Origin of the sequence: Rhodovulum kholense (genome assembly GCF_003053725.1) — a bacterium.
Taxonomy (GTDB): Bacteria; Pseudomonadota; Alphaproteobacteria; order Rhodobacterales; family Rhodobacteraceae; genus Rhodovulum; species Rhodovulum kholense.
In genome coordinates this window covers 127,821-142,152 of sequence record NZ_QAYC01000006.1, presented here as the reverse complement: position 1 = coordinate 142,152, position 14,332 = coordinate 127,821, and the positions used below count along the sequence as shown (strand labels likewise).

Below are 14,332 nucleotides of genomic sequence, written 5' to 3'. Positions count from 1 at the left end.
CTAGTCCTCGCTGAGGCGAATATCCGGAAAGCTCACTATATTCCAGAAGCGATCCAGAGTCTCTATGAGTGAAGCAAAGTCGCGTCCGGCCTTTTGCTTGAGAATATAGCCGGAAATACCCGCCTCATAGGCAATGCGTTTGTCGTCATCGTCATTCGACGTCGTCAGCACAAAGACCACGACTTGCCTGAGGCTGCGGTCATTTCGCAACTCCCGCAAGAATTCGAGGCCGTTCATCCTTGGCATCCGGATGTCGGCCAGCACGATATAGGGAGAGGCGGGAACCGGGCGGGAAACGCCGCGCATGATAGACAGCGCTTCTACACCGTCAACGGCGCGGGTCAATGTCGCTTCGATTTGCGAGCGGTTCAAAGCCCGGCGTACAGCCTTGGCGTCACCGTCGTCATCCTCGACGATCAGAAGGTTCAGCGGCGTCCGGCCAAGGCGATCAGCATCCTGCGTCATGCCGCGCGCCACGCCGATTTGCCCGACTTCGCACAGACCTTCGGCCAGACCACGTGCATTGTCGTGCCGCGACCGCCGTCGCTTTCGATCCGAACTTGCCCCCCAGCGATCCGCACGTATTTCAGGACCATCGCGAGCCCCATCCCGCTGGCCTCGACTTCGTCGCGGGGACGCAATGTCTGGAACATTTCAAAAACCTTCTTGTGATAGGCTGGCGGAATGCCAGGGCCGTCATCGCTGACCGACAGGCAATAGGCGTCATCCGTTTCGCTGCCCGAAAGACGAACGAGCCCGGTCGACCGGTCATGGTGCTTTAACGAATTCCCCAGAAGATTCAGCAAGATCGTCTTGATCGGCATATTCGGAATATGCAGCTTGTCGAAATCGGGCGTCACTTCGAACGTGAATCCCTCGGGAAGGTTCAGGAGCCCGCGCAACTCGCTGGCAAGCTCCCTGCCCTCGACGATCTGGGCCTTTTCTTCGATCCGGCCAATCCGCGAATGGTTCAAGAGATCGTCCAGAAGCCGCTCCATCCGCGCGACCCGGCTGCGCAGCAGGTTCATGCTGTCGCGGGTGTCGTCGTTGAGGTAGGGCGCCAGATCTTCCTCGAGCCAGGCCGAGGCATTGTCGATGACGCGAAGCGGCGCCTTCAGATCGTGCGAGGCGAAATAGGCGAAGGCATCGAGATCGGCATTCGAACGTTCCAGCGCCTGAACGAGCGCCTCGCTCCGGGCCTGCGCCTCGCGCCGGCTGGTCACGTCGCGCAGAACGCCAATGAACCGCGTTCTGCCGGCATGGCTTGTGCTTGCGACCGAGATCTCGACGGTGATCGCGGTGCCATCCTTGCGCCGTCCGGGCATCTCGCGCCCGGCGATCAGACGCTGCGGCGTCGCCTCACCGATCCGCCTGCGCATCATCCTGTCGTGTTTGACGGCCTCTTCTTCACTCATCAGCATGCACACGTTCCGACCCAGCAGTTCGGAGGGTTCGTATCCGAAGATCCGGGCCAAGGCGGCATTGGCCTCCTCGATGACACCCTCCTGATTTATGGTGATCAGCCCATCCGCCGCCTCGGCGAAAATCGCGTTGAGTTTCGCCGATTTCTGAAAAAGTCGTTCGTTGAGCTTGACGACGGCGCGGGCCAGTTCTGCGACCTCGTCGTTACTGTCGGGGATGAGGCTCCGCAGATCGTCGCCCGGCTCGCTGGCACGCAAGCCGCGGGCCAGCCGGTTCAACGGCTTCGTCAGCCGGTTTCCGAACAGCCAGGCCACGAGGCCGGCCAGGATCGACAGCACGATGCCGACCGCAAGCCCATAGACAAGCTGCTGACGGATCGGCGCGAAAAGATACGGGGTCGGCAGTTCGGTCACGACAAAGATGTCGGTCCGCAGAAGCAGATGATCCCCCCGGCTCAGCGAAGCCGCGCTGAGCCCGGTGACATTGATCGCCCGTTGCCAGCCGATCTTGGTCGCCCGCGTCGACCCGGACGGTGCGATGCCGCCAAGGTCCGGCAGATCCTCGGCACGCCAGCCCGGAGTGCCATGAAATCGCAGCGGCCCGGGTCCGGTAACCGGATCGTAACGCATGAAATCGCCGGATGCCGTCATGGCCGTGACGGCATACCCGTCCGCCGGATAAAGATCTGCGGCCCGCAGGATCGATGCGAAATCGGCATTGATCACCAGCGCTCCGACGGCGCGACCATCGGGGCCAGGCACCGGCACGACAAGACGAATCGTCGGCGGCCCCTCTTCGCGGCCATATTCCCGGTTCAGGGTGACCCGCGAGAAGAACGGATGCCCGGCATCGAGCGCGGCTTCGTCGGCCAGATAGGGTTCGTCTCCCTTCGACTGCAACGCACTGCGCCGAACGACTTCCGTGCGGTCGCTGACCCGGTTCACGCGCACGACTTCGCGCCAGTTGTCGTCCCGCCCGATATAACGCATCTGCGAATAGTGCGGCCGGGTCCGCAGGACGGAATCGAAGACCGCCTCGAGCCGCCGACGCCAGTAGATGTCCGGCGGCTCCTTGACCGTCTGATCGTGCAGTCCCTGACCCGTGGCCGTCACCACACCGTCGATTTCCGGAAGGGTCGCGATGTTGCGGCCGTCGGACGCCATCAGATCCAGTTGCTGCAACAGCCGTTCTGCAAAGAACCCGCCGGCGAATTCCATCCGCGACACTGCGGCGGTGCGATACCACTGGACGCCGAACAGGTTCACCGCAGCGAAGAATAGACTTGCCACAAGGACGACGAAAAAGGCCATCAGGGCGAGTTTCACGCCCAGACTGATCTGCCGGCCGGCGATGACCTGACTCGTTTCCAACGGTCTACCCTATCTCAACAGTCGTTCCGTCTTCGGTTGGGCCTCGAGAGCGAGAATGGTCTTCATGTTCTCGAGATATTCGAACAGGTCGAGGCAGGCCCGCTCGGCCTCGGCGACCTCCTTGCGGATCTCGGAATGGCCCTCGACAGACTGGGTCACCACACGGATCTTGCGCAGCATGCCCGACAGTATGCCACGAATATCGGCCGCGCAGGCGGCCGAAAACCGTTCGAGCATCTGTTCCACCTCGACCCGCGCCTCGCGTTCGTGCAAGATCGCGGCCCGGTAGATTTCGCGCTCGATCGCGGCCGTCACCGCGCGGCGGATCATCGAGATGGTGAGTTCATCCTTCACCAGATAGTCCGAACAGCCCGAGCGCATTGCCTCGGCGACCGTGGCCGGGTCGTCGGAACTGGTGATCATGATGGCGATGGCCTTGGACTGATCGGGATGAGCCTTGAGCAGTTCGAGCGCGTCGAGCCCGGTTTCCATCTTCAGATCGTAGTCGAGGAAGACCATGTCGTAATGGGTTTCGTCCAGCGCGGCACGGAAATCGTGGATGCTTGCCGCTTCGCGCACCCGAAACTTGAGCCCGGCGCGCAGGCACAGTTTTTTCAGGCGCAGCCGGTCGATCTCGTTGTCGTCGAGCATGAGCACCACAAAGCTCCGCTCGGCGGGACGACGAGGCACAGGTAGACTGTCCGTTGGCATATTCGTCATGTCAGGAAACCTTGATCACGAGCCAGGAAACAGGCGATCTGTCAGCGATCGGCATCCTTGGCGGAACACTACTTGCATGATTTGCGCCGCGGGTTAACGTTACGTAAAATAGCGATCCATTTCACCAGAAAACCGCATTGGATAAACTGAATTCGCTGCAAAAGGCCGAAATTGGCCCCACTCGCTTCACATACTTGAAACGGGCAAGGAAAAGGGCCGGAGAGCGGCGCCACCGCTCTCCGGCCCCCGGGGAGGACGGGTCCGCCCGAACCCGCCCGCCAGCGGCATACGTTCGGTCAGGCCAGATCGAACCGGTCGGCATTCATCACCTTCGCCCAGGCCGCGGCGAACGCCTCGGCAAAGGCCGGACCGGCCTCATCCTGAGCATAGACCTCGGCCAGCGCCCGCAACTGCGAGTTCGACCCGAAGACCAGATCGACCCGGGTCCCGGTCCATTTCACCGCGCCGCTCGCCCGGTCGCGGCCCTCGAACAGGGTCTCGTCGGCATCGGTCGGCACCCAGACCGTACCCATATCCAGAAGGTTGACGAAGAAGTCCGTCGTCAACTGCCCGGGGCGGTCGGTAAAGACGCCATGCGCGCTTTGCCCGGCATTGGCGCCCAGCATCCGGAGCCCGCCGACCAGAACCGTCATCTCTGGCGCGTTGAGGGTCAAGAGTTGCGCGCGGTCGATCAGCATCTCTTCGGCGGTGACGCTATAGGCCCCCTTCTGGTAGTTGCGGAACCCGTCGGCGACCGGTTCCATCACCTCGAAGGACTCGGCATCGGTCTGCTCGGCCGTAGCATCGGTGCGGCCGGGCGCGAAGGGCACCTCGACCGGATGCCCCGCATCGGCTGCAGCCTTTTCCACGGCAGCCGACCCGCCCAGCACGATCAGATCCGCCAGCGAGACCCGCTTGCCGCCCGAGGCCCGCGCGTCGAAGTCCGCCTTGATGCCCTCGAGCACCCCCAGCACCCGCGCCAGCCGCTCGGGCTCGTTCACCTCCCAGTCCTTCTGCGGCGCAAGGCGGACGCGCGCGCCATTGGCGCCGCCCCGCTTGTCCGACCCGCGGAAGGTCGAGGCCGAAGCCCAGGCGGTCGAAACGAGCTCAGCCACCGTCAGGCCCGAGCCGAGGATCTTGGCCTTCAGCGCAGCGATATCGTCCGCATCGATCAGCGGATGATCGGCCGCCGGCACCGGGTCCTGCCAGATCAGGTCTTCGGAGGGCACCTCGGCGCCGAGATAGCGCGATTTCGGTCCCATGTCGCGATGCGTCAGCTTGAACCAGGCCCGTGCGAAGGCATCGGCGAACTCGTCGGGGTTTTGGTGAAAATGGCGGGCGATGGGCTCATAGATCGGGTCCATCCGCATCGCCATGTCGGCGGTGGTCATGATGATCTTTCGGTTGCGCTCGCCGGTTTCCGGGTCGGGGGCGTGATCCTCGGGCTTCAGGCCCTTGGGCGTCCACTGCCAGGCCCCCGCGGGGCTTTTCGTCAGCTCCCAGTCATAGCCGAATAGCACGTCGAAATAGCCCATGTCCCAGGTCGTCGGATTGGGCGTCCAGGCGCCCTCGATGCCGCTGGTGATCGCATCGGCCCCCTTGCCGCTCCCATGCCGGCTGAGCCAGCCGAGCCCCATCGCCTGCAGCGGCGCGGCCTCGGGCTCGGCGTCCAGAAGGCTGGCATCGCCCGCCCCATGGCATTTGCCGAAGGTATGCCCGCCCGCGGTCAGCGCGACGGTCTCGTAGTCGTTCATCGCCATCCGCGCGAAGGTCTCGCGGATGTCGCGGCCCGAGGCGACCGGGTCCGGATTGCCGTCCGGCCCCTCGGGGTTGACGTAGATCAGCCCCATCTGCACCGCGGCCAGCGGGTTCTCCAGCTCGCGATCGCCCGAATAGCGGCTGTCCGGCTTGTCGCTGGTCGCCAGCCACTCGCGTTCCGAGCCCCAGTAGATGTCTTCTTCGGGCTCATAGACATCCTCGCGCCCGCCGGCGTAGCCGAAGGTCTTCAGCCCCATCGATTCCAGCGCGACATTGCCCGCGAGGATCATCAGATCGGCCCAGGAAATGGCGTTCCCGTATTTCTTCTTGATCGGCCAGAGCAGCCGCCGGGCTTTGTCGAGGTTGACGTTGTCGGGCCAGCTGTTCAGCGGCGCGAAACGCTGGGTCCCGGAGCCGCCGCCCCCGCGCCCGTCGGCGGTACGGTAGGTGCCCGCGCTGTGCCAGGCCATGCGGATGAAAAGCCCGCCGTAATGGCCGTAATCGGCCGGCCACCAGTCCTGGCTGTCGGTCATCAGCGCGTGCAGGTCGGCCTTGACCGCCTTGAGGTCAAGCGCCTCGAAGGCCTTGGCATAGGAAAAGCCCGGAAGCATCGGGTTTCCGGCGGTCGGGTTCTGGTGCAGGATTCTCAGGTTCAGCTGGTTCGGCCACCAGTCGCTGTTCGACTGCCCGCCCATCGTCGTGTGCAGCACCGGGCATTTGCCCGCGGGCCTATCGTTTCCGTCCATCTCGTCCTCCGGGTCGTTCGTTCGAGGGTCAAATCCGAATGCGGAGGAGCCTGGACGGGGCCGCAAGCGCCCGCAGCGACCGGCTTGCCCGGCCGCGGCATCCGCGGACCTTGTCCGCTTCCTCCCTGCAGACGTTTTACCAGAGTCGCGCGATACATGGAATTTAGCATTAATGATATTTGCGATAGGATCGGCTTATAGACCTAATGCTACGCGCCCGCTTCGCGCCCCGATGGGACCAGTGCGAATGGGGCCAGTGCGATTGTTTCGGGCGCGCGGCGTCCCATATCTCGGGGGATGCTGAAACTGACCCCGATCCTTCTGGCGGCGCTCTATGCGCTTGCAATGTACCGGTTCTCGGCCTGGCGGACCGGGCGCGAGCTCGATGCCCGGTCCTCGGAGCTGGCCGATCCCGCGTTGAAGGCGCTAACCGACCGGATGGCCCGGGCGCTCGACCTGCCGCGGATCCGCGTCGACATCTACGAGATTGCGCCGGTCAACGGGCTGGCCGCGCCCGACGGGCGGATCTTCATCACCCGCGGCTTTCACGACCGCTACCGGGCGGGCGAGGTGACCGCCGAGGAGCTGGCCAGCGTGATCGCCCATGAACTGGGCCATGTCGCGCTTGGCCACAGCCGCCGCCGAATGATCGACTTCTCCGGCCAGAATGCCATGCGGACCGCGCTGGCCATGGTTCTGGGCCGGTTCCTGCCCGGCATCGGCGTCTATCTGGCCAATGCTCTGGCCTCGCTCCTGGCCGCCCGGCTCAGCCGTCAGGACGAATACGAGGCCGATGCCTATGCCGCGGCGCTCTTGACCAAGGCCGGGATCGGGACCGGTCCGCAGAAGACGCTCTTCGAGAAACTCGACCGCGTCACCCAAAGCCGGGGCGGCGCCATGCCTGCCTGGCTGATGAGCCACCCGCGCACCTCGGACCGCATCGCGGCGATCGAGGCAATGGAGACCCGCTGGGCTCCGGCGAGGACGACGTAGCGTCGACTCCTGAAACATGTATCCTTAATTAACTTTTTACCCTGGCTCTGCTAGGTCCGAGTCCTGTTGCCCAGAGTTGCGAGTCATGAGTTTCGATACCCAAGGCCTCGACTTTGCCGGAACGCTGCGCGCGCAACGCTCGTTCGACGCGGCCTGGCAGGTTTTCAACGATCACCTGTGCGCGCATGGCGTGTCGCATGCCATCTATGCGCAGGTGCCGTCGGTCCGCGTACGGTCGATCTCGCGCGAGATGATCTATCGCTCGACCTATCCCGAGGGTTTCACCCAGCGCTATGCCTCGGAAGGAATGGTCGATCACGATCCGCGTGCGCATTACTGCGAATCCAACGCCGAGGCCCCGCTTGTCTGGAACCGTCCCGGCGACAAGCTTGCAGTCGATCCCGGGGCGCGCGACGTGCTGGATCTGTGCGAGGATTACGGCCTGAGCTTCGGGATGACGCTGCCGCTCAGCCACCGGTCGCCGTTGAACCGGGCCGGCATGGGTCTTTCCTTCGCCGCGCGCACGCAGGCCGAGGCCGAAGACATCGTTGCCGACAGCGCGGGCGCGATCCTCAGCACGGCTGCCCTCTTCCATGCCCTGGCGCAGACCCCTGACATTGCCGCAGACATGATCCGGTTGTCGCTGCGCGAACGGGAATGCCTGCTCTGGTCCGCGGCCGGGCTCCGCAACAAGGAAATCGCGTTCCGGCTGTCGATCTCCGAAAAGACGGTCGAGCATCACATGGCCTCGGCGATGAAGAAGCTGCATGCGCTTAACCGGACCCATGCCGTGGCCCGCGCCCTGATCCTTGGCCTGATCGCCCCCTGACCTGCCGTGACCTCACGTGCATGAGGGAAAATCCCCAATTCCCGCCGGGCGTGGCAAAGGCATATTTGGACCACCCTTTTTCAGGGGGCGGTGGATCGGTCGGATCGTGTCCGGTGGGGGCCATGGGCCTATCGTGTCTGGTCGTCGTGTCAGGCCGATATGGGATCGCGTCCGGGACCGGCACCGCAGGAGAGAGCGATCTCTCTTCATTTTTCGGCCTTTGGCCACATGTGCGGGAAGCGGTGGAGAGTGGCCGGCGCTTCCCGCTTTTCCCTTTGCGAGCGTTGCCGCGGGCCGTGGCTCAGCCCAACGCCTTGCCCAGACGGGGCAGCCGCGCCCGCTTGAGCAGCGCGCGCAGGGCCATCGGCTCGCCCGCCATCCGTTCGGCAGCGGCATGGACCTCGGCCACGGCCCGTTCGACAGGACCCGGATCGGCCAGCCACAGATCCATCAGGAACCCGTCCGGCGCGGCCCGGACCAGCCCCTCGGCCTCCAGCAGATGGCCGGGAAAGTCGCGCGCGTTGAAGGTCAGGATCGCATCGGCTCCGCCTGCCACGGCGGCCGCCAGCACATGCACGTCGTTCGGGTCGGGCAGCCAGAGCCGCGCCTCGAGCGCCGCCTTCGGCGCCACCTCGGCCCCTGGCCAGGCGGCGCGCAAAAGTGCGATCTCGGCCCGGGCCTGCGCCTCGCCGGTCGGGCCGATCTTGCGCGCGGCCCGGGCCCATTCCTCGAGGATGCGGGCCGACCAGAGCGGCGTGAACAGCCCCTGCCCCGCGACCTTCAGCACCACCTCGCGCAGCACGGTCGGATAAAGGACGCAGGCGTCCAGCAGCACCTTCATTCGGTCAGGCGGAAGGCCAGCGCCTTCAGATAGCCCGACTCGGCAAGATGCGGCAGCACAGGATGGTCGGGCCCGGCGAAGCCCGTGTAAAGGATCTGCCCGCGTCGCCCGGCCTTGCCGATGCCGCGCGCGCTGGCAGCCCGGAATTTCGCCAGATCGGCGGCATGCGAACAGGAACACAGGACCAGATACCCGCCCGGCGCCACCAGCCCCGCCGCCAGCCGCGCCACCCGCTCATAGGCCCGAAGCCCGGCATCGAGCGCCGATTTCGACGGCGCAAAGGCGGGCGGATCGCAGACCACCAGTTCGAACTGCGCGCCCTCGGCGCCCAGCGCCGCCAGCGTGTCGAAGGCATCGCCCTTCCGGGTCGCAAACCGCCCGGCCAGCCCCGAGGCCTCGGCCCCGGCCTCGGCCAGCGCCAGCGCGGGCTCGGACCCGTCGACCGCAAGCGCGCTTTCGGCACCGGCCGCCAGCGCCGCGAGGGCAAAGCCCCCCACATGCGAAAAGACGTCCAGCACCCGGCCGCCCTTCGCCAGCCCCGCCGCGAAGGCATGGTTCGGCCGCTGGTCGTAGAACAGCCCCGTCTTCTGTCCGCCGGTCAGATCGGCCATGTAGGTCGCACCGTTCATCGGAACCGGCACCGGCCCCTCCAGCGCACCTTGCAGCATCAGCGTCTCTTCGGGCAGCCCTTCCAGCCCCCGCACCCGGCCCGAGCCGTTCTTGACCACGGTCTCGACGCCCGTGACCTCAACCAGCGCAGCCACCAGCGCCTCCAGCCGACTCTCGGCCCAGGCGGCATTCGGCTGCACCACCGCAGCCGCGCCGAAACGGTCGATGACGACCCCGGGCAGCCCGTCGGCCTCGGCATGGGCCAGCCGGTAGAAGGGCGCATCGTAAAGCCGTTCTCGCAGCGCCAGTGCCGCCCCGATCCGGGCCGCGAACCAGGCCTGATCCACCACCGCCTCGGGGTCGCGGTCGATCACCCGCGCCACGATCCGCGACAGCGGATTGACCGCCGCCAGCCCCAGCGGCCGCCGCTCGGCATCTTCCAGAACCGCCAGCGTTCCGGGCGCCAGCGCCTTGGTGCGCCGGTCCATGACCAGCTCGTCGCAATAGACCCAGGGAAAGCCGTGGCGGATGGCGCGCGCCTCTGCCTTGGGCAGCAGGCGGATCGTGGGATAATCGGTGCTCGGTTCGGTGCTCATGGGCCTCTCCTACGGCCTGACGGTGGCGGCGGGAAGGGGAATCGCGCGGCCCGCCCGCCCTTTCCCCGTTAGCGCTAACGTTCTATATCGGACCTTATCCACCCGCGAGAGGAGACCGCCATGCCGCTTCACCCCGTGCTCGAAGAGGTCACCCGGGCCATCGTCCGCCGCTCGGCCGACAGCCGCGCCGCCTATCTCGACCGGATCGCCCGCGCGGCCGATCAGGGTCCCGCCCGCGCCCATCTGACCTGCGGCAACCAGGCCCATGCCTATGCCGCCTCGGGCGCGGCCAAGGACCTCCTCGCCGAAGGCCGCGCCCCCAATCTCGGGATCGTCACGGCCTATAACGACATGCTCTCGGCGCATCAGCCTTTCGAGCGGTTCCCCTCCCTGATCCGCGACGCCGCACAGAAAGCCGGAGCCACCGCCCAGGTCGCGGGCGGCGTGCCCGCCATGTGCGACGGGGTCACCCAGGGCCAGACCGGGATGGAGCTGTCGCTGTTCTCGCGCGACGTGATCGCGCTCTCGGCGGGGGTCGCGCTCAGCCACAACTGCTTCGACGCGGCCGTCTTCCTCGGCGTCTGCGACAAGATCGTGCCGGGCCTCGTGATCGCCGCGGCGAGCTTCGGGCATATCCCGGCCGTCTTCCTGCCCGCGGGCCCGATGACCTCTGGCCTGCCCAATGACGAGAAATCCAAGGTCCGCCAGAAATACGCCACCGGAGAAATCGGCCGCGACGCGCTGATGCAGGCCGAGATGGAAAGCTATCACGGCCCGGGCACCTGCACCTTCTACGGCACCGCCAATTCCAACCAGATGCTGATGGAGCTGATGGGGCTGCACCTGCCCGGCGCCAGCTTCGTCACCCCGAACACCGCCCTGCGCGACGCGCTGACGGTCGCGGGCGCGCAACGGGCGATCGAGATCACCGCCCAGGGCAACCAGTACACGCCCGCGGGCCGGGTGCTGGACGAACGCGCCTTCGCCAATGGCATCGTCGGGCTGATGGCGACGGGCGGGTCCACGAACCTCGTGCTGCACCTGCCCGCCATGGCCCGCGCGGCGGGCATCCTGCTCGACATCGAGGATTTCGCAAGGCTGTCCGAAGTCACGCCGCTGATGGCCCGGGTCTATCCGAACGGGTTGGCCGACGTGAACCATTTCCACGCGGCGGGGGGCCTCGGCTACATGATTGGCGAGCTGCTGGCGGCCGGTCTCCTGCACCCCGACACGCTGACCGTCGCGGGCGAGGGGCTCGCGCGTTACACCCGCGAGCCAAAGCTCGTCGATGGGACCCTCACATGGACCGAAGGCGCGGGCGAAAGCCTCAACGACAAGATCCTGCGCCCCGCCGCCGACCCGTTCCAGGCGACAGGCGGCCTCCGCGCGCTCAGCGGCAACCTGGGTCGCGGCATCATCAAGGTCTCGGCCGTCTCCCCGGAACGCCACGCGATCGAGGCGCCCGCGCGCATCTTTCACGACCAGGAGGAGGTCAAGGCAGCCTTCAAGCGGGGCGAATTCACCTCCGACACCATCGTCGTCGTCCGCTTCCAGGGCCCGCGCGCCAACGGGATGCCGGAGCTTCATGCCCTGACCCCCACCCTGTCGGTCCTCCAAGACAGGGGTCTCAAAGTCGCCCTCGTCACTGACGGGCGGATGTCGGGCGCCTCGGGCAAGGTCCCGGCCGCGATCCATGTCACCCCCGAAGCGGTCGATGGCGGCCCGCTCGCGCGGCTCCGGGACGGCGACCTGATCCGGCTCGACGCGCCCGCCGGTCGGCTCGACGTGCTGACCGAAGGCGCGCTCGACCGCACCCCCGTCACCCCCGACCTCTCGGCCAACGAGACCGGATTGGGGCGCGAACTCTTTGCGGCCTTCCGGGCGCATGCGAAATCCGCGACCGAAGGCGCGGGGATCGTTGTCTAGCCGCTTCTTCTTGGCCTAAATACCCACCGAACCGTCAGAATTCCGCGCGAAAGGACCGCCAGAATGACCCCCCATGCCGCCAGCGAGATCACCGAGGCGCTCTGCCGCAAGGCCCCCGTCATCCCGGTGCTGGTGATCGAGGATGCCGCCCTTGCCCGTCCGCTGGCCGAGGCGCTGGTCGCAGGCGGCCTGCCGGTGCTCGAGGTTACGTTGCGCACCCCGGCCGCGCTCGACGCGATCCGCGAGATGGCGGGCGTCGAGGGCGGCGTGGTCGGCGCGGGCACGCTGCTAACCCCGGCGGATGTCGAGGCCGCCACGGCCGCGGGCGCCCGGTTCGGGGTCTCGCCCGGCTCCACCCCTGCGCTTCTCGATGCGGCGCGGGCGGGCGACCTGCCGCTTCTGCCGGGTGCCGCGACCGCCTCCGAGGCGATGGCGCTTCTTGAAAAGGGCTACAGCGTCCAGAAGTTTTTCCCGGCCGAAACCGCCGGCGGCGCGGCGGCCCTGAAAGCGCTGGCCAGCCCGCTGCCGCAGATCCGGTTCTGCCCGACGGGCGGGGTCAGCCTCGCCAATGCCGCCAGCTATCTGGGCCTGCCGAACGTGCTGTGCGTCGGCGGCTCCTGGGTCGCGCCGAAGGACAAGGTCGCGGCGGGCGACTGGGACGCCATCGTGGCGCTGGCCCGCGAGGCCGCCGCCCTGCCGCGCTGAGCGCCCGCGGGGGGCGCCGCTAGCCGATGATCTCGAAGGCCTCGACATCGACGAGGCCGCGATCGGTGATCTTCAGCGCCGGGATCACCGGCAGCGCGATGAAGGCCAGCTGTAGGAACGGCTCGTCCAGCACCACGCCAAGGCCCTTCGCCGCCGCGCGCAAGTCCTTCAGCCGCGCCTCGACGATCTCGAAGGGCTCAAGGCTCATCAGCCCCGCGACCGGCAGCGCCAGCTCGGCCAGCACCGTCCCGCCCTCGGCCACGACAAAGCCTCCCTCGATCTCGGACAGCCGGGTCGCGGCCAGCGCCATGTCGGCCTCGGATACGCCCACCGCGACGATGTTGTGATGATCGTGACAGACGGTCGAGGCAATCGCCCCCCGCTGCAAACCGAAGCCGCGCACGAAGCCGACCGCGATATTGCCGTTCCTGCCATGCCGCTCGATCACGGCCACCTTGGCCAGATCGCGCCCCGGATCGGCGCGCTTTTCACCGCCCTCGGGCGGCACCTCCTCGATCAGATGCTCGGTCAGGATCTTGCCCGGCAGGATGCCGATGACATGGGTCTCGGCCGCGTTCGAGGTGGCGCGGAAGCTGGCGGCCGTCACCTTCGGCGCCCTGACCGACCCGCGCCCGACCGGCGCCACCTCTTCGCGCGCGGCGAAAGCCTCGGCCGAGGCGACCCGCCCACCCGCCAGAACCAGCCGCGCCCGGCACTCCGCCAGAGCCTCCAGAGCCACGATATCGGCCCGCTTGCCCGGCGCGATCTGGCCGCGATCCTTCAGCCCGAACGCCTCGGCCGCCGACAGCGAGGCCGCCCGGTAGGCCGCCAGAACCGGTATGCCCTGCCCGATCATCCAGCGGATCATGTGATCGAGATGGCCCTGCTCGGCGATATCCAGAGGGTTCCGGTCGTCGGTGCAAAGACACATATAGGGCGAGGTCCGTTCGCTCAGCAGCGGCGACAGCGCCACCATGTCCTTCGAGACCGATCCCTCGCGGATCAGCACCCGCATGCCCTTCTGCAGCTTTTCGCGTGCCTCTGCAGCACTCGTCGCCTCATGCTCGGTGCGGATGCCCGCCGCGATATAGGCGTTCAGATCCTTGCCGGACAAAAGCGGCGCATGGCCGTCGATATGGCCGCCGCGAAACGCCTCGAGCTTGGCCAGAACGCCCGGGTCCTGCATCAGAACGCCCGGATAGTTCATCATCTCGGCCAGACCGATGACCTGGGGGTGATCCTTTAGCGCGACCAGCGCCTCGGCCTCGATCCGCGCGCCCGCGGTCTCCATCTCGGTCGAGGGCACGCAGGACGACAGGTTGACGCGAATGTCCATCACCGTGCGGGTCGCGGCCTCAAGGAAATAGTCGATGCCCTCGACCCCGATCACATTGGCGATCTCGTGCGGGTCGCAGATTGCCGTGGTCACGCCGCGCGGGCAGACGCAGCGGTCGAATTCCAGCGGCGTCACCAGCGAGCTTTCGATATGCAGATGGGTGTCGATGAACCCCGGCACCAGCGTCAGCCCCGAAACGTCGAGCACCTCGCGCCCCTCATAGGCGCTGCCGATGCCGACGATGGTGTCGCCGCAGATCGCGACATCGCCCGGCACCATCTCGCCGGTCACCAGATCGAGCACCTGCCCGCCTCTCAGCACCAGATCGGCCGGAACAAGCCCGCGCCCCTGGGCGATCAGATCGGAAAGCGGCTGGGCCATGGGCGACTCCTTGGCATGGGACTGCCGGAAGGGTCGCAAGCCCGGGTGACACAATCAAGACGCGAAAGAACCGGCCCACCGCACGGCATCGCAGAAAGGC

11 protein-coding genes are annotated in these 14,332 nt (G+C 66.7%); 4 read left to right on the top strand and 7 right to left on the bottom strand.

Features of this window, described 5'->3' with window-relative positions; genetic code table 11:
- The 4 genes from C8N38_RS09995 to katG all read right to left on the bottom strand — a co-directional run bounded on the left by C8N38_RS09995 (position 1) and on the right by katG (position 6,016).
- Positions 1 to 465 (bottom strand): response regulator, encoded by a 465-nt coding sequence (locus tag C8N38_RS09995; RefSeq protein ID WP_108027062.1) that lies wholly within the window; start codon positions 463 to 465, stop codon positions 1 to 3.
- The gene (locus C8N38_RS09990; protein ID WP_146176254.1) at positions 462 to 2,747 is read right to left on the bottom strand and encodes a PAS domain S-box protein; all 2,286 of its coding nucleotides are present in this window, start codon (positions 2,745 to 2,747) and stop codon (positions 462 to 464) included. The genes C8N38_RS09995 and C8N38_RS09990 overlap by 4 nt, the downstream gene beginning before the upstream one ends.
- A gap of 54 nt (positions 2,748 to 2,801) precedes the next feature.
- Positions 2,802 to 3,443, bottom strand: a complete 642-nt coding sequence (locus C8N38_RS09985; RefSeq protein WP_245895667.1) for a response regulator — start codon at positions 3,441 to 3,443, stop codon at positions 2,802 to 2,804.
- A gap of 365 nt (positions 3,444 to 3,808) precedes the next feature.
- The gene (gene katG, locus C8N38_RS09980; protein ID WP_108026877.1) at positions 3,809 to 6,016 is read right to left on the bottom strand and encodes a catalase/peroxidase HPI; all 2,208 of its coding nucleotides are present in this window, start codon (positions 6,014 to 6,016) and stop codon (positions 3,809 to 3,811) included.
- Positions 6,017 to 6,313: 297 nt separating this feature from the next.
- Here katG and C8N38_RS09975 point away from each other — a divergent pair, with 297 nt between their 5' ends.
- Together C8N38_RS09975 and C8N38_RS09970 are read left to right on the top strand one after the other, a co-directional pair.
- Positions 6,314 to 7,009 carry a M48 family metalloprotease gene (locus C8N38_RS09975; RefSeq protein WP_108026874.1) on the top strand — a complete coding sequence of 232 codons (696 nt, stop codon included), beginning with the start codon at positions 6,314 to 6,316 and terminating at the stop codon, positions 7,007 to 7,009.
- Positions 7,010 to 7,094: 85 nt separating this feature from the next.
- Positions 7,095 to 7,838 carry a helix-turn-helix transcriptional regulator gene (locus tag C8N38_RS09970; protein WP_108026871.1) on the top strand — a complete coding sequence of 248 codons (744 nt, stop codon included), beginning with the start codon at positions 7,095 to 7,097 and terminating at the stop codon, positions 7,836 to 7,838.
- A gap of 301 nt (positions 7,839 to 8,139) precedes the next feature.
- On the opposite strand, the gene C8N38_RS09965 is transcribed toward C8N38_RS09970, so the two are convergent.
- Positions 8,140 to 8,679, bottom strand: a complete 540-nt coding sequence (locus tag C8N38_RS09965; RefSeq protein ID WP_108026868.1) for an RSP_2648 family PIN domain-containing protein — start codon at positions 8,677 to 8,679, stop codon at positions 8,140 to 8,142.
- Positions 8,676 to 9,884 (bottom strand): RSP_2647 family RNA methyltransferase, encoded by a 1,209-nt coding sequence (locus tag C8N38_RS09960; RefSeq protein WP_108026865.1) that lies wholly within the window; start codon positions 9,882 to 9,884, stop codon positions 8,676 to 8,678. The genes C8N38_RS09965 and C8N38_RS09960 overlap by 4 nt, the downstream gene beginning before the upstream one ends.
- Before the next feature lie 120 nt (positions 9,885 to 10,004).
- Here C8N38_RS09960 and edd point away from each other — a divergent pair, with 120 nt between their 5' ends.
- Positions 10,005 to 11,810, top strand: a complete 1,806-nt coding sequence (edd, locus tag C8N38_RS09955; RefSeq protein ID WP_108026862.1) for a phosphogluconate dehydratase — start codon at positions 10,005 to 10,007, stop codon at positions 11,808 to 11,810.
- A 63-nt stretch (positions 11,811 to 11,873) separates the two neighbouring features.
- The gene (eda, locus tag C8N38_RS09950; RefSeq protein ID WP_108026859.1) at positions 11,874 to 12,515 is read left to right on the top strand and encodes a bifunctional 4-hydroxy-2-oxoglutarate aldolase/2-dehydro-3-deoxy-phosphogluconate aldolase; all 642 of its coding nucleotides are present in this window, start codon (positions 11,874 to 11,876) and stop codon (positions 12,513 to 12,515) included.
- Positions 12,516 to 12,534: 19 nt separating this feature from the next.
- Here the strand turns inward: eda and ade are convergent, their stop codons facing one another.
- Positions 12,535 to 14,232, bottom strand: a complete 1,698-nt coding sequence (ade, locus tag C8N38_RS09945) for an adenine deaminase (protein ID WP_108026856.1) — start codon at positions 14,230 to 14,232, stop codon at positions 12,535 to 12,537.
- Positions 14,233 to 14,332 lie beyond the last annotated feature (100 nt).

Coding starts and splice junctions, on each gene's coding strand:
- C8N38_RS09995 (WP_108027062.1), bottom strand. CDS start 465: ATGACGCAGGATGCTGATCGCCTTGGCCGGACGCCGCTGAACCTTCTG.
- C8N38_RS09985 (WP_245895667.1), bottom strand. CDS start 3,443: ATGCTCGACGACAACGAGATCGACCGGCTGCGCCTGAAAAAACTGTGC.
- katG (WP_108026877.1), bottom strand. CDS start 6,016: ATGGACGGAAACGATAGGCCCGCGGGCAAATGCCCGGTGCTGCACACG.
- C8N38_RS09975 (WP_108026874.1), top strand. CDS start 6,314: ATGCTGAAACTGACCCCGATCCTTCTGGCGGCGCTCTATGCGCTTGCA.
- C8N38_RS09970 (WP_108026871.1), top strand. CDS start 7,095: ATGAGTTTCGATACCCAAGGCCTCGACTTTGCCGGAACGCTGCGCGCG.
- C8N38_RS09965 (WP_108026868.1), bottom strand. CDS start 8,679: ATGAAGGTGCTGCTGGACGCCTGCGTCCTTTATCCGACCGTGCTGCGC.
- C8N38_RS09960 (WP_108026865.1), bottom strand. CDS start 9,884: ATGAGCACCGAACCGAGCACCGATTATCCCACGATCCGCCTGCTGCCC.
- edd (WP_108026862.1), top strand. CDS start 10,005: ATGCCGCTTCACCCCGTGCTCGAAGAGGTCACCCGGGCCATCGTCCGC.
- eda (WP_108026859.1), top strand. CDS start 11,874: ATGACCCCCCATGCCGCCAGCGAGATCACCGAGGCGCTCTGCCGCAAG.
- ade (WP_108026856.1), bottom strand. CDS start 14,232: ATGGCCCAGCCGCTTTCCGATCTGATCGCCCAGGGGCGCGGGCTTGTT.